Consider the following 17,771-nt stretch of genomic DNA (forward strand, 5'->3'; position numbering starts at 1 on the left):
CGCCTCCCGCTGAAGATCTCCCCTCGGCGGCGCCGATCATTCCTTGAGTGTGGTCACTCGAACGAGGGGTGTTGTCGGCGAATGCGGCGTTTTCGAATAGGTATTCGATAGTCTGCAGTGACGCATCACGTGGAACCTGCGCTTCAGGGGTGTGGGGCAGGTACGAAAGACACGTCAGGCAGGACGCGGTTCACAGGACCCGCCGCCTAGAGCGGGAGTGAGCGGTCCGAGCGGAGCTAGGGGGGTGCCAGGACCAAATGGCGCGACGCATCGACGTGACCGGGGCGGGCGGCGTACGGCTTGCCGCCTGGGAGTTCGGCGACCCTCCCAAGACCGACCCGGCGAAAGACGTACCGGAACAGGCCGTACAGAAGCAGGCCGTACAGAAGCAGGCCGTACCGAAGCAGGCCGTGCCCCCGCAGTCCGGGCCCGGGGAGGCCGAGCGGGCTCCCGGCGTGCTGTTATTGCACGGCCTGATGGGCCGTGCCTCGCACTGGGCGTCCACCGCCCGCTGGCTCTCCGAGCGGCACCGAGCCGTCGCCCTCGACCAGCGCGGCCACGGCCAGAGCGACAAGCCCCCACGGGCGTCCTACAGGCGTGAGGCGTACGTCGAAGACGCCGAGGCGGCTCTGGAACAGCTCGGGCTGGGGCCGGCCGTCCTGATCGGCCACGCGATGGGAGCCCTGACCGCCTGGCAGCTCGCCGCCAAGCGCCCCGACCTGGTCCGCGGGGTGATCATCTGCGACATGCGGGCCTCCGCGCTCGGCGCCGCCTCGCAGCGCGAGTGGGAGGACTGGTTCAAGGCCTGGCCCATGCCCTTCGCCACGCTCGCCGACGTCCGTAAGTGGTTCGGCGAGGACGATCCCTGGGTGGAGCGCCCGAACCCGGCCCGCGGCGAGTTCTACGCCGAGGTCATGCAGGAGTCCCCCGACGGCTGGCGCCCCGTCTTCGAGCCGGAGCAGATGCTCGAGTCCCGCGAGACCTGGGTGTACGACGCCCACTGGGAGGAGCTCGCGCAGGTGCAGTGTCCCGCCCTGGTCGTCCGCGGTCTCGACGGGGAGCTGGGCCGCGCCGAGGCCCAGGAGATGGTCCGCGTGCTGCCCCGCGGCCAGTACGCGGAGGTCGCCGACGCCGGCCACCTCGTGCACTACGACCAGCCGGACGCCTGGCGGGGCGCGGTGGAGCCGTTCCTGGACACGGTCCTCGCGGACGTCACCGGCTGAGATCGGCTGAAACCGGCCCCAGGGCCTCGCCCCAGACCAGGCCCCAAGGCCCGGCGGGCCGGCGGCTGCGTGGGTGGGGGTTTGTGCCGTGTGCCGAGTGCGGGTGCTCGGGGGCTGGTCGCGCAGTTCCCCGCGCCCCTGGGGGTGCGGCCGACGCCAGTCTCTCGGGCACCGCCCAAGGGCCCGACCGAGGGCCCCGCCCAAGCCCCGCCTCCGCCCCGCCAAGCTCACCCCTTGCTGACCGCCGTGAGGATCTCGGGCAGCTGCCGAGCCGTGCGCGGGGCGGCCATCCGCAGCCCCGCCACCGTGATCGCCGTCCCGTAGACCGCCCCCACCGGCAGCAGCAGCCAGCTCCACTCGTCGCCGCCCTCGCTGACGTTCAGCCAGATCGTGCCGGCGATGACGGGGGCGCACAGCAGGGCCGACGAGACCATGCCGCCGAGGATGGCCATGAAGGCGAGCCCGGACTGCCCGGGGGCCACGTTCTTGTAGCCCTCCTGCGGGATGGAGTACGGGAAGCGCGCGGACGTCCATGCCCCGGTCGCCAGCATCGCCCCGAGCAGCGCGAAGGACAGCCCGAGCACCTCGGGCAGCTTCGGCCAGTCGCCGAGCAGCGCCGTCGTCAGGACGGTCACGAGGGTGGCGTACGGCAGGGTGATCACCAGCAGGGCCAGCGCGCGGGCGCGCAGCTCGACGTAGGCGTCCCGGGTCGAGGAGATGGTCATCGCGACCATCCAGAACGCGGAGGTGTCCTGCCCGAACTGGTTGTACATCTGCACGCCGAGCATCCCGGCGGCGAAGCAGGCGAAGTAGATCGAGCCGCTGCCCTGCAACGCGTTGAACACCGGCACGATCAGGCCGATGGCCAGGGACGTCACCCAGGCGGCCTTGGTCTTGGGGTCGCGCCACACATAGCGCAGGCTGCGTTCCATGGCCGTGCCGGTGCGGCCGGCGGGGAGCAGCCGGGACAGGCCGGTGGAGGTCCGCTCGCGGGAGCCGGAGTCGGCGGCCTGGAGCGTGGAGCCGTCCGGCGCGGTCATCAGCCGGGTCAGATGCCGCGACCACCAGGCGATCAGTGCCACCAAGGCGGCGGCGGTCAGGGCGAGTTGGAGGACGGCGATGCCGTACGACCCCTCGCTCGCGGAGTCCGCCGCCCCGATCGCCGACGCGGGCGGCACCCACTTCAGCACGTCCGCCGGACCGTCCAGCTGGCCAAGGCCGCTCGAACCCAGCCGCTGCGCGCCGAAGTTGACGACCTGCGCCCCGATCGCGATGACCAGCCCGCTCAGCACCGCCAGATCCCGGCCCTTGCGGCTGGTCAGCAGCCGGAGGTTGGCGGCGGCGACGGCCCGCGCGAGCGCCACGCAGACAAGGAGCGCGAGGACGACACCGACGACGCCGACGACGTACGCCGCACCCCCGTGCGCGACCGACACGACGGCCCCGGCGAGCATGCACAGCGTGAACAGCGGCCCGATGCCGACCAGGGAGGCCGCGAGCAGCGCCCGGACCAGTGGGCGGGGCCGCAGCGGCAGCATCACCAGGCGGGTGGGGTCGAGGGTCTCGTCGCCGCCGGGGAAGAACAGCGGCATCACCGCCCAGCCCGCCGCCAGCACCGCGACCAGCAGCACCACCACGGACGCGGCATGTTCGTGCCCGCGCAGTGCGATCAGGCCGAGCAGCTGCACCACGGAGACGAGGAGCACGGCGACGACCGAGGCTACGTAGGCGGCCCGCCGGCCACTGGACTGCCGCAGTCCGTTGCGCAGCAGGGACAGCTTCAGCCGTACGACGACAGGAGTGATGGATACCGCGGTGCCGCTCATCGGGTCGCCCCGCCGCCCAGCCAGTCGAGGTGGGAGCCGGTGTCGCGGGCGTTTGCGCCGACGAGTTCCAGGAACGCCTGTTGCAGGGTGGGTGCGTCGCCGCGGACCTCGGCGAGCGTGCCCTGGGCGCGGATGCGGCCCGCGGCCAGCACCGCGACCCAGTCGCACAGCGACTCGACGAGCTCCATGACGTGGGAGGAGAAGACGACGGTCGCGCCGGAGGCGGTGTAGCGCTCCAGCACGCCTCGGATGGTCTGCGCGGACACCGGGTCGACGCCCTCGAACGGCTCGTCAAGGAAGAGCACTTCGGGGTTGTGGAGCAGTGCGGCCGCGAGCCCGATCTTCTTGCGCATGCCGGTCGAGTAGTCGACGACGAGCTTGTGCTGCGCGCCGGCCAGGTCGAGGACGTCGAGGAGCTGGGTGACCCGCTTGTCGACCTCGGCACCGGGCAGCCCGCGCAACCGCCCCGAGTAGGCGAGCAGTTCGCGCCCCGACAGCCGCTCGAACAGGCGTAGCCCCTCCGGCAGCACCCCGATCCGCGCCTTCACCTCCACCGGGTCCCGCCAGACGTCATGCCCGACGACCTCGACGGACCCCTGGTCGGGCCGCAGCAACCCGGTGATCATGGAGAGCGTGGTGGTCTTCCCGGCACCGTTGGGCCCGACGAGCCCGATGAACTTCCCGGCGGGCAGATCCAGATCGATCCCGGCCACGGCGACCTGCTGCCCGAACCGCTTCCAGAGCCCTCGCACACGTACGGCCGCTGCACCCGTCACTGCTCCCGACGTCATGGATGCACCCTACGGTGGAGCAACGCCGCCAAGGGGCGCGGGACTGTGCCTGATATGCGGCTCCGCCGCGTGGGCGCGAGCAACCACGAACGACCTGTGGCCGCGAAACTACCGATCCCGCCCACACGCATAGGCGAGCGGCGAGATCAACTCCTCCGCATCGGGAAGCCACCGGTTGGCGGGGGTGGGCCGGCAGGCCCACTGCACGGCCCCCCGCGTCCCGAACCGGCTGGGCGGCCCCGCCACGTACGCACCTTCACCGAGCGCCGTCAGATCGAGCGAGGACGGTGACCAACCGAGCTTCCGTACAAGCTCGGGCACCTTCACGGAGGCACCGGGCAGCACGAAGAACTGCATCCGCCGGTCAGGAGTGAGGGTCACCGGGCCCAGCGTCAGTTCCATCCGCTCCATGCGCGCCAGCGCGAGAAACCCCGCGGTCTCGGGCACGTCGATCGCGTCGAACGTCCGCCCCGTCGGCAACAGAATCGAAGCCGTCGGCTGCTTCTGCCACATCCGGCGCGCAACGGTCGCACTGCCGGTCGCCTGCGTCTCCCAGTCCGCCCGCGCCGGGTGCGCTCCGGGCACGGCGCACGCGGCGTCGCCGCACGAGCAGCGCTGCACCCCGTCGACGGCTTCCAGCCAGGTGCCGGGGAAGACGTCCCAGTGGCGCTCCTCGGCGTAGCGTACGGCTGTGTCCAGCAGCGATTCCCCGCGCTGCTTCGGAATCTGAACGGCTTCGGTGCCCGCGATCGTCTCTTCCACGCTGAACACAACTCCCGTGCCCACCTGGAGTTACGGGCGTCGCGCGCGCGGGGGAGGAGCATCCGTTCCGCATCTGGGGCGCATGGATGCATGTGTGGGGGCGCGCAGGAGGAAGCAGGGCGTGAGCTGGGTAGCCAGGTGTGGGGGCGGCACCCGCCTTTACCCCGGCAATCCTCGCATGCCTCGCATTTTCGCTGTGTCGGCGGGGCATTGATCTTCACGGCCGGATCTTTTCGGTGGAAGACACGTCAACTCGGTGCGTGGGCAGGCACCGCAGCCACAGGGGGTACGCCATGGCCGCAAGGCCTCTCGTCGCGCGGCAGCCGAACGAACGGCTGCAGGCGCTCATCCAGGAAGCGGGCTGCTCCAACGCGGGGCTCGCCCGCCGGGTCAACATGTGCGGCGCCGAGCACGGTCTCGACCTGCGGTACGACAAGACGTCCGTGGCGCGCTGGCTGCGCGGACAGCAGCCACGCGGCCGCGCCCCGGCGATCATCGCGGAGGCGCTGGGCCGCAAACTCGGCCGTACGGTCACGATCGACGAGATCGGCATGGCCAACGGCAAGAACCTCGCCTCGGGCGTGGGCCTCCAGTTCTCGCCGACGGTACTGGGAGCCATCGAGCAGGTGTGTGAGCTGTGGCGCAGTGACGTGGGCCGCCGGGACTTCCTGTCCGGCTCCTCCGTCGCCGCGTCCGCGCTGGTCGAACCGAGCCGCGACTGGCTGATCTCCTCGCCCGACTCGCAGGTGGCGCGTTCGGCGGGGCCGCGGGTGGGGCAGTCCGACGTGGCGGCCGTGCGCGCGATGACCCAGGCGCTGTGCGACCTGGACCACCAGTACGGCAGCGGGCACGTACGCCCGGTCGTCGTGCACTACCTCAACAGTGTCGTGTCCGGGCTGCTGGCAGGCTCCTACCGCGAGGCGGTCGGCCGCGACCTGTTCGCCGCGGTGGCCCGGCTGACCGAACTCGCGGGCTACATGGCCGTCGACACCGGCCAGCCCGGCCTCGCCCAGCGCTACTACATCCAGGCCCTGCGGCTCGCCCAGGCGGCCGGCGACCGCGGCTACGGCGGGTACGTGCTCGCCGCCTCCATGAGCCACCTCGCCGCGCAGCTCGGAAACCCGCGTGAGATCGCGCAGTTGGCGCGGGCGGCGCAGGAGGGGGCGCGTGGGCGCGTGACTCCGCGCGCGGAGTCGATGTTCTACGCGGCGGAGGCGCGCGGGCACGCGCTGATGGGCGACGCGCGGGCGGCCCAGGCGGCGTCCGGGCGGGCGGTGAGCGCGCTGGAGCAGGCCGACCCGGCCGCCGGGGACGACCCGGCGTGGATCGCCCACTTCGACGAGGCCTACCTCGCCGACGAGTTGGCGCACTGCCACCGGGACCTGGGACAGGCCGAGGCGGCGGCGCGGTGCGCCCAGGAGTCGCTGGACGGGCACCCCGAGTCGCGGGCCCGCCGCAGGGCCATCGGCTATGTGCTGCTGGCCTCCGCGCAGGTGCAGCAGCGGGAGATCGAGCAGGCCTGCAACACCGGCATGAAAGCAGTGGAGTTGCTGGAGACCCTCCGCTCCAACCGGGGCGCCGAGTACCTCGACGACTTCCAGCAGCGGCTGGAGCCGTACCGGGACGAGGCGGTGGTAAGGGAGTTCGGGGCGCGCCTCGACCTCCAGGCGGCGGCCTGAAAGCGCGGGGTACGAGGGCGTGAACGGCAGGGAAACGAAGGCGCCGGAGGCGGAGAGGGGCCGTATATAGCGGATGGGGGACCGGTTCTGTCACCGTGCGCATGGTGATCTGTTACCGCGGTCACAGGGACGCAGGTCCCGTCATGAGCTGCGTGGCACCCGGCTCGGGGGACCCGGTAGCGTGAGCCGACGATTCCGAAGTTCCCCCATTCGTAGGAGTCCCGGTGACGCAGAGTGGACAGGGCGAGGAGCCCTCGCCGCGCGAGGCGCGCGAAGGCATCGTGCTGCCCTCCGACGGCGGGGAACCCCTGCTGCCGGGAATGACGGGCGGGTACGGCGGAAACAGCGAACACGGCGGCGGGCAGAGCGGCTACGGCGGCGGACAGGGCGGACAGAGCGGCTACGGCGGTCCGCAGACCGGCGCCGGACACCACGCGCCGACGCCCGGCTCGCCGTCCGGCCAGACACCCGGCGAGGCCTCCGGCCCGGCCGGCGGTCAGGCCTGGGGTACGCCGTGGGGCCCCGAGCAGCACCAGGCCCCGGCCCCGCCGCCGGGCCAGGGCTGGAGCACGCCCGACCAGTCGTGGGGCGCCCCCGAACAGTCCTGGGGCGTACAGGGCGGCAACCTGCCGCCGCAGGGCACCCAGGCGTACGGCGCCGACGCGTACGGCTCTCCCACGCCGCCGCCGGGCCAGTACGGCACGGCGGGCGCCGACGCCTACGGTTCTCCGGCCGGGGGGACGTCTCAGTCGTCCGCCGGCGCCTACGGTTCTCCGGCCTCGGGGACGGCTCAGCCCCCCGTCGGCGCCTACGCGTACGGCTCTCCTGCCGCCGGGGCGTCCCTGCCGCCCGCCGACTCTTACGGCTCTCCCGCGGCCGGCGCGCCTCTCCCGCCCGCACAGGGTGCCTCTGCGCCGCCCGCCGACCCGTACGGCTCTCCCGGTGCCTCCGCGCCCCTGCCGCCCGCAGGGCAGGGCGCCCCGAACCCCGCCCTTCCGGCGCCCGGGCACGGCATGCCCAACGCCCCCCTCCCGCCCGTCCTGCACGGTGGCGGCGGTCATGCCGCCCCCCTGCCGCCTGCCGACGAAGGCGCCACCCAGTACCTCCCGCCCGTCCCGGCCGCCGCCGACGAGGGGGCGACGCAGTACATCCCGCCGGTGGGCCCCGGGGCGTTGCCGCCCGAGGTACCTGCCGAGTCGTCCGGCGAGTCGACGCAGTTCCTGGGCCGCGCCGCGCAGGGCGGCGGCAGCCACCGCGCCGGAGCGGGACCTCAGCACGCAGCCGGTCCGATGCCGTCCGCCGGTCCGATGCCGCCCGCGTCCGGCCCCGACGCCGAGGCCACGCAGTACATAGCGCCCGTGCCCGGACAGACGGGCGGGGACCGGCAGCCGCCCGCCGAGTTCGACAACCTCTTCCGCAGCGGGCCCGGCGGCGCGGCCCCGGCCGGGGCGACCCAGCAGCTTCCGCGTTTCGAGCAGCCCGGCGCCGCGCCCGGCACCCGGCCGCCGTACGGGCAGTCCGCGCAGCCGCCCTACGCCGGTCCGCCCCAGGCCGCTGCGTACGACGACGGAGGTGACGGCGGCCGGCGAGGCGGCCGTTCCGGCTCCAGGGTGCCGCTGATCGCCGCCGTCGGGATCGGCATCGCCGTCCTCGGTATCGGCGCGGGCGCGCTGCTCGCCGGTGGCGGGAGCGACGACCAGACCGACAAGAACCAGACCGTCTCCGCGACGGCCCCCGCGACCGACGCGTCGGCCTCGCCGTCGGCGGACCCGGCCAAGGAACAGGCAGTCGCGCTGGACAAGTTGCTGGCGGACAGCGGTGACAGCCGCACCGCGGTGATCAGCGCGGTGGCCAGTGTGAAGACCTGCAAGAGTCTCGGCCAGGCCGCCAAGGACCTGCGGGCCGCGGCCCAGCAGCGCACCGATCTGGTCACCCGGCTCTCCGGCCTCGCGGTCGACAAGCTGCCCGCCAACGCTCAGTTGACCGACGCCCTCACCAAGGCGTGGAAGGCGTCCGCGGCGGCCGACAACCACTACGCGGCCTGGGCCGACCAGGCGGCCGGCAAGAAGGGCTGCAAGAAGGGCCAGGCGGTCGTGACCGGCCAGACCCAGGCCGGCAACCGGGCGAGCGGCACGGCCAGCACCGAGAAGACCAGGGCCGCCCGGCTGTGGAACGCGATCGCGAAGACGTACGGCCTGACGGAGCGCCGGCCGACCCAGCTGTGAACCGGACCCGCGGTCAGTTCAGGTCGGCGTTCTTCAACGTGTTCGTCACGTCGGTGAAGCCCTTCTTCGCCGACACCAGCCGCCCGTTCCGTACGACCTGCAGGGTCACGTCGGTGTTGACCAGGCGCGGGAAGCCGACGGAGGCGAGTTCGGCCTGGAACTCCCAGCGGAGTGTCGGTGTCAGGCCGCCGGTGTCGACCTCGAGCCCGTCGTCCAGGGCCCGGCGCACGGCGTCGGCGCTGATCTCTCCGTCGCCCAGGGACTCGACGGCCGCCTTGAACACCGTGTAGGCGATCCAGGTCGTCTGCACACCGGCGTCCGCGGGGTCGATCCGGTTGTCGCCGAAGGCCTTCTCGCTGATGACCTTCTTCATGGTGTCCCAGCGGGGATCGGTCTCCACGGGGTACCAGCCGGTGATGTACGACCCCTCGTACGGCCCGGACTGTCCGCCGGAGGCGTCGATCACCGTCTGGTCGACGCTGCCGAGGACCGTGCCGGTGCGTACCTCCGGGTAGTCCTCGCGGGCGCGGCGGAAGGAGTCCATGAAGGTGCCGGTGCGGTCGCCGATCGAGGGGACCACGCACCCGCTCTTCTCGGGGTCGGTGGTGATGCTCTCCAGCGCCTCTTCCGACTTCTCCGAGTACTCGGTGGCGTCCTCCGCCGCCCGCAGGTCCTCGGCGACCGCGTGTCCGCCCGCCGTCAGGCCGGAGTCGAGCAGCACCGGCAGTTCGTCGCCGGCGATGGTGTCGGGCCGGATGAGGGCCACGGGTCCGCAGCTCGGGGCGAGGGCCTTGCCGAGGCCGGCCAGGAGGGTGGGGGCGCCGCCGTTCACGGGGTAGGACAGGGGGCTGGTGAACTCGTCGGTGGTGACGCCGTAGCCGCCTATGTAGGGGATGCCCTCGCCCTCCAGGGGCGGGAAGAAGGAGTCGCTGTGCTGGCTGTAGGAGCCGACGACCGCGACGACGCCCTCCTTGACCGCGCGCCGGGCGCACTTCGCCGCGGCCACGCTGTCGTTGCGGTCGTTGCAGGTCAGTACGGTGAGCTCGCGGCCGTTGATGCCGCCCTTGGCGTTGATCCAGCGGGCGTAGGCCTGCGCGAAGGCGGGCATGCCGGGTTTGTTGGTGGCGTCGGTGTTCTGCGGTGCCCAGGTCATCACCTTGATCGGATCGTCCCCGGAGCCCCCCGTGGCACCGGGGACGATCCCGCAACCGGCCATCAGCGACGCGCATGCCACCAGCGCCCCCGAGGCGAGGGCGGTGGCTCTGCCCGGCCGGGTGAACATGGGGAGGAAGGTGCTGCGGATGGGTCGCCTGCCGCTCATGGGCACACACGCTTCCGTCACACCGCTAACCTGGGAGTGACCCTTGGTTATGCGACGGTGACGCGCGGGTGAACAGCGGGGTGGGGTGAGGCTCCCGAGGGGGAGAACGTACGATCGATGACCGTGCAAGGTTCGGAGAACTCTTCCCGTCACGGCCGTCGCTCGTCCACCATGGGCGGCATGCCACAGAACGACATGCCGTGGTGGCGCTGGCGCAGCAATGTGCGCTCCGCGCTGCACATGCTCTCCGATCCGGTCTTCCAGCAGAACGTCTGGCTGGCCGGCGTCGACGGGTACGGGGACGTCACCGACGCCGTGTACCGCCTGGTCGAGGACACCTGGCTGGACAACTGGTCCGCCGAGAAGTACGTCGGCACGATCTTCCGGGACTCCCAGGAGGCGGCCCTCGTCGACACCGCCGTCCTGCGCGTGCTGCGGATCATGCACCAGGTCGGGCCGGACGCCCCGGTCTCCGTCTACGTCGAGCACGAGGCCTGGCCGGACGCGGTGCGGGCGGCGCGGGACGCGCACGTACGGATGGCGGTGGCCGACGGGGAGGACCCGGACACGCCGCCGAGCACGCTCGAGGTGCTGCGGATCCTGACGCGGTCTGCGTAGCGAGACGGCGGGACGGCCCCGGCGCCGGATATGGGACCCTGTGCTGCATGAACGCGCAGTCCAGCCGAGCCGTCGCCCCCTCCGACCAGTACGTCCTCACCCTCTCGTGCCCCGACAAGCAGGGCATCGTGCACGCCGTGTCGAGCTACCTCTTCATGACCGGCTGCAACATCGAGGACAGTCAGCAGTTCGGCGACCACGACACCGGACTGTTCTTCATGCGGGTCCACTTCTCGGCGGAGGCGCCGGTGACCGTGGACAAACTGCGGGCCAGCTTCGCGGCGATCGGTGACGCCTTCCACATGGACTGGCAGATCAACGGGGCCGACGACAAGATGCGCATCGTGCTGATGGTCAGCAAGTTCGGGCACTGCCTGAACGACCTGCTCTTCCGCACCCGGATCGGCGCGCTGCCGGTGGAGATCGCCGCCGTGGTGTCCAACCACACGGACTTCGCCGAACTCGTGGGGTCGTACGACATCCCCTTCCACCACATCCCGGTGACGAAGGACACGAAGGCGGAGGCCGAGGCCCGGCTGCTCGAGCTCGTGCGCGAGGAGAACGTCGAGCTGGTCGTCCTCGCCCGCTACATGCAGGTGCTCTCCGACGACCTGTGCAAGCAGCTCAACGGCCGGATCATCAACATCCACCACTCCTTCCTGCCGAGCTTCAAGGGCGCGAAGCCGTACCACCAGGCGCATGCGCGCGGGGTGAAGCTGATCGGTGCGACCGCGCACTATGTGACGGCGGATCTGGACGAGGGGCCGATCATCGAGCAGGAGGTCGAGCGGGTCGGACACGACGTGACGCCGGACCAGCTCGTCGCGATCGGGCGGGATGTGGAGTGCCAGGCGCTGGCGCGGGCCGTTAAGTGGCATGCGGAGCGGCGGATTCTGCTGAACGGGCGGCGGACGGTCGTGTTCGCCTAGGAGCTCGGGGGGTTCTGTTGTCGGGCGGCTGCGGGTAGTCGTGGGCTGGTCGCGCAGTTCCCCGCGCCCCTATAGGGACGTCCACTGCACGTACTTCAGGGGCGCGAGGAACTGCGCGACCAGCCACATCCAACCCGCAGCCGCCCGCGAAACAGCAACCCGCCCCTACATCCGGCTCAAGCTCGCCGCCGCGAACAGTACGTCCCTGATCGCCTCCCGATCACCCAGCTGCCCCGCCGCCGCCTCCGTCGGAGACACATGGCCCGCTGCCAGGCGGCAGAACTCCACGCCGTCCAGGGCGACATGGGCGATCTCGTGTTCGGCGGAGCCGATCGCGGCGGGGGAGTCCAGGGGGATCAGCCACTCGCCGCCGCCGTGGCCCTCGATCTCGAGGCGCAGGGTGCGGCCGGGCTCGCCGGCCGGTACGAGGTGTCGGCCGTGGGCCGGGGAAGCGAGCCCGGTCCGGCGGCGTACCGCCAGTGCGGTGGGCAGCATGCGGGCCGCGAGGTCGATCATGCGGTTGACGTGGCGCGGGGAGGGCGGGCCGTACGGGTAGTCCACCGCGTCGGCGATGTCCTCCGCGTGCACCCAGCACTCGAAGGCGCGGTCCAGCATCGCGTCGTGCAGCGGCAGCTCGAAGACGCCGTACGGGACGGCCAGCCGGCCGGCGCCGCCGCCGGTGAAGGACACCGTGCGCACCAGGTCGTGGCTCTGCTCCCGCCAGGGCACGCGCACCGACCGGGTCGGCGGGAAGTGCGAAGCCCGCCAGTACGCCTCGGTCCGCGCGGTCGGTGTCGGTGCTTCGGCGGTGACCTCGCCCAGCGGGTCGTCGAGACCGAGGGCGATCGCGACGAGCCCGTCGACGGTGAGCAGGTGGGCGATGACCCCGGCGACGGTGGTACGGCGGCTCGTCGCCTCGTCGGCCTCGAACCAGCGCAGCCGCACGGGCGCGTGCCACTCGGCGTCGCCTATGTCCTGGAGCAGGGCGTCCAGGCGGGCCGTCTCGGCGTCGTACGGCGTCGCCCAGCCGGGCACCGGGATGCGCGGCGGGCGCCGGTCGAGGCAGCTCTCCAGGACGCGGGTGCGCAGGCCGGGGTCCAGGTCGAGGCTCTCCGGGCGTTGCAGCAGGCCGACCGCCTCGCGCAGGCGCAGGGCCTCGTCCGCGCAGCTGCCGCAGTCGCCGAGGTGGTCCTCGACGGCCAGCGTCTCCTCCGGGGAGCAGGCGGCGAGCGCCCACGCCCCGAGGAGCGCCTTCAGGACGTGGTGCTCCAGGACGAGCGGCGGGGCGGGCGGGGGCGGCTCCTCCAGTGCGGGCAGCGGGCGGTCGCCGTCCTCGACGGAGGAGCGGGGCATGGGTATGCGGGGTGACCGGCCGGGGTTGGGGCCGTTGCCGGGACCGTCGCCGGAGCCGCCGTACCCGCCCCGGTCGTGGCTGTTGTCGGCGTCCATGTCGTCGTCGGGCTTGCGGGAGCCGTCGTACTCCTCCTGGCCCTCCTCGCCTTCCTGCCCGGTCTCTCCCTCGGCCCCGTCAGGCTCGTCCTGCTCGTCGTGCGCCTCGAACCGGCCCGCTCCGCTCATGCCGCACCCCCGTATCCGGGTGGCGACCCGGGTGCTCCGGCGTCGTGGGCGGTGGAGAGGAGTTGCAGGCCGAGGCGGAGCCGGCGGCGGGCCTCGTCCTCGGTGACGTCGAGGTCGGCGGCGGTCTGGCGGTAGTCGCGGCGCTGGAAGTAGGCGAGTTCCAGGGCGGCGCGCAGGGGTGCGGGCATGGACTGCACGATGTAGTCGGCGCGGGCGGCGACCGAGGCGTGGCGGACCTTGCGCTCCAGGTCCTCGGTGGTGCCGTGGCCCTCCTGGGTCAGCGCGGCGGTCTCGGTGGCGCGCAGCCGCTGCACGGCGAGGCGGTGGGTCAGGGTGGCGACCCAGGTGCGCAGGGGGCCCTGCTTGGGGTCGTAGGCGTCGGGGTTTTCCCAGACGTGGGCGAAGACCTCGCGGGTGATGCCGTCGGCGGCGCGTTCGTCGCCGAGGACGCGGTGGGCGAGGCCGTGCACGAGGGAGGCGAAACGGTCGTAGAACTCGCCGAGGGCGGCCGCCTCACCGCGTGCGAGCCGCTGCTGCATCTTGCGGTCCCAGCGGGGCGGTGCGTCCTTCTTCGCCATGCGGCCCCCTCAGCCTGCCCGTGTCCCGGCATGTGTCCCGGCATGTGTCGCTGTCAAGCCTGCGCCCACCGTCTCCTTGAATGTAGTCGGCACCTCGGACCGTGCACGCCCCTTTGTTCCATTGCGCGCCCCCCGGGGGGCCGCGAGGTGGTAATGGATCTCGACGCGTACGGTCCTCGAATGCGGCGCCTACCCACACACCGCGCGATCAGACCTGATCGAACAGGATCGAATGCGGCGGAAACAAGCCTATTTTGAATTGTTTCCGTTTTCGGGCCCGCGTTTCAGGGAACGGCCGCTGGGCAGCCGCGCTGCAAGGAAGCGTAAGAACAGCTTCCGTTTGCTTTCCGGCGAGCGAAGGGCATGGTGGTGGCGTTCAATGTGACCGGTGGTGGGCAGGGCGAGTGGGCCGTGCTCAGGGTGTCGGGCGAGCTGGACCTGGTGACGTCGCCGGTGCTGCGTCAGCGGGTGCACGACGTGATCGCCGAGGGCGGCCACAGCATCGTCCTCGACCTCTCCGAGGTCTTCTTCTGCGACTCCAGCGGCGTCGGCGTCCTCATAGCCTCCCGCCGCCTCATGCGCTCCTGCCAGGGCCGGCTCCGCCTGATCCTCCCGGCCCACGGCGCGGAGGACGGCTCGCACGTCAACCGGGTCCTCGGTGCACTGGGCGTCCGCCGCCTCTTCGACGTCCATCCGGACCTCGAGTCGGCCGTGGCCGAAGAGGCCGACCCGCTCTCGGCGTGAATCCCGGCAGGCTGTCGCTCTGAAACACCGTTGTCCCGAAATTCCCCCGGTCTTGGCACAAGCGTCGCTTTCCCGCGCCCGGAGGGCCTGCCGCGTCGTACGCTCCGTGCCAGAGCACCCCCGACCTCACGTAAGGCGGCACGACACGACATGGTCAGCAGCGAGTACGAGCGCAGGATCGCCGCCCGGTTCGCCACCTTTGACCAGGACGGCAACGGCTACATCGACCGCGAGGACTTCAACGTGGCGGCCAAGGCGCTGCTCACGGAGTTCGGCACGGCGGCCCGGTCCGACAAGGGGCAGGCCCTGTATCTCGGTGCCGAGGCGTTCTGGCAGGGCATGGCCGGCATAGCGGACCGGGACGGCGACCAGCGCATCACCCGGGAGGAGTTCGTGGGCGGTGCGGTCAAGCGCCTGCGCGACAACCCCGAGGGCTTCGCCGAGATCGCCCGGCCCTTCCTGCACGCGGCGCTCGCCGTCGCCGACCCGGACGGGGACGGCGCGGCCACCGTCGAGGACACCGCGCGCGTGCTCGGCATCCTGGGCGTCCCCCAGGACGTCGCCCGGGCCGCCGCGACCGCGCTCGACACGGACGGCGACGGCAGGATCGGCGAGACCGAGATCGTGACGGCCTTCGCGCGGTACTTCACCGTCCCCGAGTGACCGCGGCCGCACGCCTCTGAGCGGCCCTCACCCCGCCGTGCCCGCATAGCGCTCCCGCAGCTTGTACTTGAGCACCTTCCGCAGCGTCTCGCCCCGCGGAAGGGCGTCCACGACCTCCAGCCGCTCCGGCAGCTTGTGCGTCGACAGTCCTTCCGCACGCAGGTACGAGGTCACCGCCGCCAGGGTCAACTCCTCGGCGCCGGAGGGCTGTTCCACCACCGCGCACACCAGCTCCCCGCGCTCCGCGTCCGGCAGCCCGATGACGGCCACGTCCCCGACGCCCGGATGCCGGTGCAGCAGGTCCTCGATCTCCTTGGCCGAGATGTTCTCGCCCTTGCGGATGATGACGTCCTTGAGCCGGCCGGTGAGAACCAGATGGCCGGTGTCGGTCAGCCGCCCGAGGTCCCCGGTGCGCAGGAACCCCTCCTCGTCGAAGGCCTCGGCGGTCTGCGCCGGGTCCAGGTAGCCCCGGCACACGGCCTCCCCCCGCAACCGCACCTCCCCGTCCACGATCCGTATCTCCATCCCCTCGGGCGGCCGCCCCTCCGTCGTCGCCAGCATCTTGGCCGTGTCGTCCGGCGCCCCCATCGTGATCATCGGCACCTCGGTCATGCCGTACCCGTGGGTCAGCTGCACGCCCATCTCCCGTACGACCGCGTGGTACAGCTCCGGCGGCCTGGGCGCCCCGCCGCCCGCGAGCAGCCGCAGGGACGGAACGACCGGGACGCCCGGCTGTTTGCGCTGCTCGGCGAGGAACATCGAGTAGAACGCCGTCGACCCGCCCGCGATCGTCACCCCGTGCCTGCGACAGCCCTCCAGCGCGTCCGGCAGCGCGAACTGCTCGAACATCACCGCCGGGAAGCCGTACAGCAGCTGCATCACCAGGTAGTCCGGGCCGCCGATATGGGCGTACGGAAAGGCGATCGAGCCGACGTCGGACACGGTGGGCCGCAGCGCGTGGCCGAGGCAGGAGCCGCCCGCGATCAGGGAACGGTCCGTGTGCAGGACGCCCTTGGGGGACGAGGTCGTGCCCGAGGTCCAGTAGATCCAGCGGACCGAGGTGCCCTCGGCGGGCGGCGCGGGCAGTACGGACGGGTCGCCGTCGGGCAGGCGGTCGTACGCCTCGATGATCCCCTTGGCGCCGAGCCGCCGTGCCATCTCCGTGTGGTCGAAGCCGCGCCACTCGCCCGGCACCGCGAAGTACTCCGCCTTCGACTCGCGCAGCGCGAAGGCGACCTCGCGGTCCCGGTAGAACGGGATGACCGGTGTCTGTACGGCGCCCAGGCGGGCCAGCGCGAAGGACAGCAGGGCCGTCTCGATGCGGGTGGGCAGCTGCCAGGCGACGACCGTGCCGGGGCGTACGCCGAGGTCGTACAGGCCCGCTGCGACCCGCTCGGCCCGGTTGCGCAGCTCTCCGAAGCTCAGCGTGCGCCCCTCCTGGAGGAGGACCGGGCGGTCGGGGGTGAGGTCGGCGCGGCGGGTGACCAGGTCCCAGAGGGTGCGGGCGGCGCTGAGCGCGCGGGCGGTGTCGTTCACAACGGCCCCCTGTGTAGCTGACGGACAGTCAGATTGTGGGCAGAGCGTAGGGCCAGGTGCCTTGTCGGTCCAGGGGTGCGGGGCTAGCCTTCCCGGGAGTCATATCTGATGGAGCGTCAGATACGCGCTTAGGGGGCTGCTGGTGGATCTCGCGTACTCGCCCGAAGAGGAGGAGTTCCGGGCGCGGTTGAGGGAGTGGCTGGCGAAGGTGCTGCCCACGCTGCCGTCGAAGCCGTCGCCCGACGACTGGCCCGGGCGCCGCGCCTACGACCTCGGCTGGCAGCGCATGCTCCACGACGCCGGGTACGCCGGTCTGCACTGGCCCGTCGACGCGGGCGGCCAGGGCGCCACCCCGACCCGGCAGCTGATCTTCCTGGAGGAGACCGAGAAGGCCGGCGCACCCTATGTGGGCGCCAACTTCGTCGGACTGCTGCACGCCGGACCGACCATCGCCGCCGAGGGGACGCCCGAGCAGCGGGCCCGCTGGCTGCCGCCCGTGCTGCGCGGCGAGGAGGTCTGGTGCCAGGGCTTCAGCGAACCGGACGCCGGAAGCGACCTCGCGGCGCTGCGCACGCGCGCGTACCGGGACGGCGACGCCTACGTGGTGACCGGCTCCAAGATCTGGACCTCGCACGCCGAAGTCGCCGACTGGTGCGAACTGTTGGTCCGGACCGACCCGGACGCACCCAAGCACCGGGGCATCACCTGGCTCGCCCTGCCGATGGACGCCCCGGGGATCACCGTACGGCCGCTCAGGACGCTCGCGGGGTCCGCGGAGTTCGCCGAGGTGTTCCTCGACGAGGTGCGGGTGCCGGTCGCCAACCGGGTCGGCGACGAGAACGACGGCTGGCGCGTGACCATGGTGACCCTGTCCTTCGAACGCGGCACGGCCTTCGTGGGCGAGGTGGTCGCCTGTCGCCGCGCGCTGGGCGAACTCACCCGGACGGCACGCGAGAACGGGCGCTGGGACGATCCGGTGCTCCGGCGGCGGCTCGGCCGGCTCAACGCCGAGTTCCGCGCCCTGTGGCGGCTGACGCAGTGGAACGTGAGCGAGGCGGAGGCGAGCGGCGGCGTACCGGGCGTGGGCGGCTCGGTCTTCAAGCTGCGGTACTCGCACGCCCGCCAGGAGCTCTACGACGCCGCCGCCGACGTCCTCGGCCCCGACTGTCTCGACCTGGACCGGGAGTGGACCCTCGACCGGCTGTCCTCGCTGTCCTACACCATCGCGGCCGGGACCTCGCAGATCCAGCGGAACATCGTGGCCGAGCGGATCCTCGGGCTGCCGAAGGGACGATGAC

At 72.2% G+C, this 17,771-nt stretch carries 15 protein-coding genes; 8 read left to right on the forward strand and 7 right to left on the reverse strand.

The features are described 5' to 3' along the window. The first annotated feature begins 257 nt into the window (after positions 1-257). Positions 258-1,223 (forward strand): alpha/beta fold hydrolase, encoded by a 966-nt coding sequence (locus tag AC5P09_RS15990; RefSeq protein ID WP_493874535.1) that lies wholly within the window; start codon positions 258-260, stop codon positions 1,221-1,223. A 227-nt stretch (positions 1,224-1,450) separates the two neighbouring features. On the opposite strand, the gene AC5P09_RS15995 is transcribed toward AC5P09_RS15990, so the two are convergent. From AC5P09_RS15995 to AC5P09_RS16005, 3 genes are all read right to left on the reverse strand, one after another. Next, positions 1,451-3,049, reverse strand: coding sequence for a transporter (locus tag AC5P09_RS15995; RefSeq protein ID WP_493874536.1), 1,599 nt, complete (start codon positions 3,047-3,049; stop codon positions 1,451-1,453). Beyond that, positions 3,046-3,840 (reverse strand): ABC transporter ATP-binding protein, encoded by a 795-nt coding sequence (locus AC5P09_RS16000; protein WP_493874537.1) that lies wholly within the window; start codon positions 3,838-3,840, stop codon positions 3,046-3,048. The genes AC5P09_RS15995 and AC5P09_RS16000 overlap by 4 nt, the downstream gene beginning before the upstream one ends. Positions 3,841-3,948: 108 nt before the next feature. After that, positions 3,949-4,611, reverse strand: a complete 663-nt coding sequence (locus tag AC5P09_RS16005; RefSeq protein ID WP_493874538.1) for a bifunctional DNA primase/polymerase — start codon at positions 4,609-4,611, stop codon at positions 3,949-3,951. A gap of 284 nt (positions 4,612-4,895) precedes the next feature. Between AC5P09_RS16005 and AC5P09_RS16010 the strand changes: the two genes are divergently transcribed. Both AC5P09_RS16010 and AC5P09_RS16015 read left to right on the forward strand, forming a co-directional pair. Further along, the gene (locus AC5P09_RS16010; protein ID WP_493874539.1) at positions 4,896-6,281 is read left to right on the forward strand and encodes an NsdA family TPR-like regulatory protein; all 1,386 of its coding nucleotides are present in this window, start codon (positions 4,896-4,898) and stop codon (positions 6,279-6,281) included. Between the two features lie 224 nt (positions 6,282-6,505). Next, a complete protein-coding gene (locus AC5P09_RS16015; protein WP_493874540.1) occupies positions 6,506-8,506 on the forward strand; it encodes a hypothetical protein in 2,001 nt (666 codons plus the stop codon). Positions 8,507-8,519: 13 nt separating this feature from the next. On the opposite strand, the gene AC5P09_RS16020 is transcribed toward AC5P09_RS16015, so the two are convergent. After that, positions 8,520-9,827 (reverse strand): ABC transporter substrate-binding protein, encoded by a 1,308-nt coding sequence (locus tag AC5P09_RS16020; RefSeq protein WP_493874541.1) that lies wholly within the window; start codon positions 9,825-9,827, stop codon positions 8,520-8,522. 117 nt (positions 9,828-9,944) lie between these two features. On the opposite strand from AC5P09_RS16020, the gene AC5P09_RS16025 reads away from it, so the two are divergent. Together AC5P09_RS16025 and purU are read left to right on the forward strand one after the other, a co-directional pair. Continuing rightward, positions 9,945-10,445 carry an SCO4402 family protein gene (locus tag AC5P09_RS16025; RefSeq protein ID WP_266437817.1) on the forward strand — a complete coding sequence of 167 codons (501 nt, stop codon included), beginning with the start codon at positions 9,945-9,947 and terminating at the stop codon, positions 10,443-10,445. A gap of 47 nt (positions 10,446-10,492) precedes the next feature. Continuing rightward, positions 10,493-11,374 carry a formyltetrahydrofolate deformylase gene (gene purU, locus AC5P09_RS16030; RefSeq protein ID WP_493874542.1) on the forward strand — a complete coding sequence of 294 codons (882 nt, stop codon included), beginning with the start codon at positions 10,493-10,495 and terminating at the stop codon, positions 11,372-11,374. 165 nt (positions 11,375-11,539) lie between these two features. On the opposite strand, the gene AC5P09_RS16035 is transcribed toward purU, so the two are convergent. Next, on the reverse strand, positions 11,540-12,952 hold the full coding sequence (locus tag AC5P09_RS16035; protein ID WP_493874543.1) for a maleylpyruvate isomerase N-terminal domain-containing protein: 1,413 nt from the start codon (positions 12,950-12,952) through the stop codon (positions 11,540-11,542). After that, the gene (locus AC5P09_RS16040; protein WP_493874544.1) at positions 12,949-13,530 is read right to left on the reverse strand and encodes a sigma-70 family RNA polymerase sigma factor; all 582 of its coding nucleotides are present in this window, start codon (positions 13,528-13,530) and stop codon (positions 12,949-12,951) included. The genes AC5P09_RS16035 and AC5P09_RS16040 overlap by 4 nt, the downstream gene beginning before the upstream one ends. A 363-nt stretch (positions 13,531-13,893) precedes the next feature. On the opposite strand from AC5P09_RS16040, the gene AC5P09_RS16045 reads away from it, so the two are divergent. Together AC5P09_RS16045 and AC5P09_RS16050 are read left to right on the forward strand one after the other, a co-directional pair. After that, positions 13,894-14,274, forward strand: coding sequence for an STAS domain-containing protein (locus AC5P09_RS16045; protein ID WP_307675610.1), 381 nt, complete (start codon positions 13,894-13,896; stop codon positions 14,272-14,274). Positions 14,275-14,424: 150 nt separating this feature from the next. Beyond that, positions 14,425-14,937, forward strand: coding sequence for an EF-hand domain-containing protein (locus tag AC5P09_RS16050; RefSeq protein ID WP_493874545.1), 513 nt, complete (start codon positions 14,425-14,427; stop codon positions 14,935-14,937). A gap of 27 nt (positions 14,938-14,964) precedes the next feature. Here the strand turns inward: AC5P09_RS16050 and AC5P09_RS16055 are convergent, their stop codons facing one another. Then, complete coding sequence (locus tag AC5P09_RS16055) at positions 14,965-16,473, reverse strand: class I adenylate-forming enzyme family protein (protein WP_493874546.1); 1,509 nt, start codon at positions 16,471-16,473, stop codon at positions 14,965-14,967. A 142-nt stretch (positions 16,474-16,615) separates the two neighbouring features. On the opposite strand from AC5P09_RS16055, the gene AC5P09_RS16060 reads away from it, so the two are divergent. Continuing rightward, the gene (locus AC5P09_RS16060; RefSeq protein WP_493874547.1) at positions 16,616-17,770 is read left to right on the forward strand and encodes an acyl-CoA dehydrogenase; all 1,155 of its coding nucleotides are present in this window, start codon (positions 16,616-16,618) and stop codon (positions 17,768-17,770) included. The last annotated feature ends 1 nt before the right edge of the window (position 17,771 follow it).

This window comes from Streptomyces sp. a15, assembly GCF_059026085.1.

What these genes read in the sequence shown, in the direction of transcription:
- AC5P09_RS15990 (WP_493874535.1), top strand. Translation starts at nt 258, where the DNA reads ATGGCGCGACGCATCGACGTGACCGGGGCGGGCGGCGTACGGCTTGCC.
- AC5P09_RS15995 (WP_493874536.1), bottom strand. Translation starts at nt 3,049, where the DNA reads ATGAGCGGCACCGCGGTATCCATCACTCCTGTCGTCGTACGGCTGAAG.
- AC5P09_RS16000 (WP_493874537.1), bottom strand. Translation starts at nt 3,840, where the DNA reads ATGACGTCGGGAGCAGTGACGGGTGCAGCGGCCGTACGTGTGCGAGGG.
- AC5P09_RS16010 (WP_493874539.1), top strand. Translation starts at nt 4,896, where the DNA reads ATGGCCGCAAGGCCTCTCGTCGCGCGGCAGCCGAACGAACGGCTGCAG.
- AC5P09_RS16020 (WP_493874541.1), bottom strand. Translation starts at nt 9,827, where the DNA reads ATGAGCGGCAGGCGACCCATCCGCAGCACCTTCCTCCCCATGTTCACC.
- AC5P09_RS16025 (WP_266437817.1), top strand. Translation starts at nt 9,945, where the DNA reads ATGACCGTGCAAGGTTCGGAGAACTCTTCCCGTCACGGCCGTCGCTCG.
- purU (WP_493874542.1), top strand. Translation starts at nt 10,493, where the DNA reads ATGAACGCGCAGTCCAGCCGAGCCGTCGCCCCCTCCGACCAGTACGTC.
- AC5P09_RS16035 (WP_493874543.1), bottom strand. Translation starts at nt 12,952, where the DNA reads ATGAGCGGAGCGGGCCGGTTCGAGGCGCACGACGAGCAGGACGAGCCT.
- AC5P09_RS16040 (WP_493874544.1), bottom strand. Translation starts at nt 13,530, where the DNA reads ATGGCGAAGAAGGACGCACCGCCCCGCTGGGACCGCAAGATGCAGCAG.
- AC5P09_RS16045 (WP_307675610.1), top strand. Translation starts at nt 13,894, where the DNA reads ATGGTGGTGGCGTTCAATGTGACCGGTGGTGGGCAGGGCGAGTGGGCC.
- AC5P09_RS16050 (WP_493874545.1), top strand. Translation starts at nt 14,425, where the DNA reads ATGGTCAGCAGCGAGTACGAGCGCAGGATCGCCGCCCGGTTCGCCACC.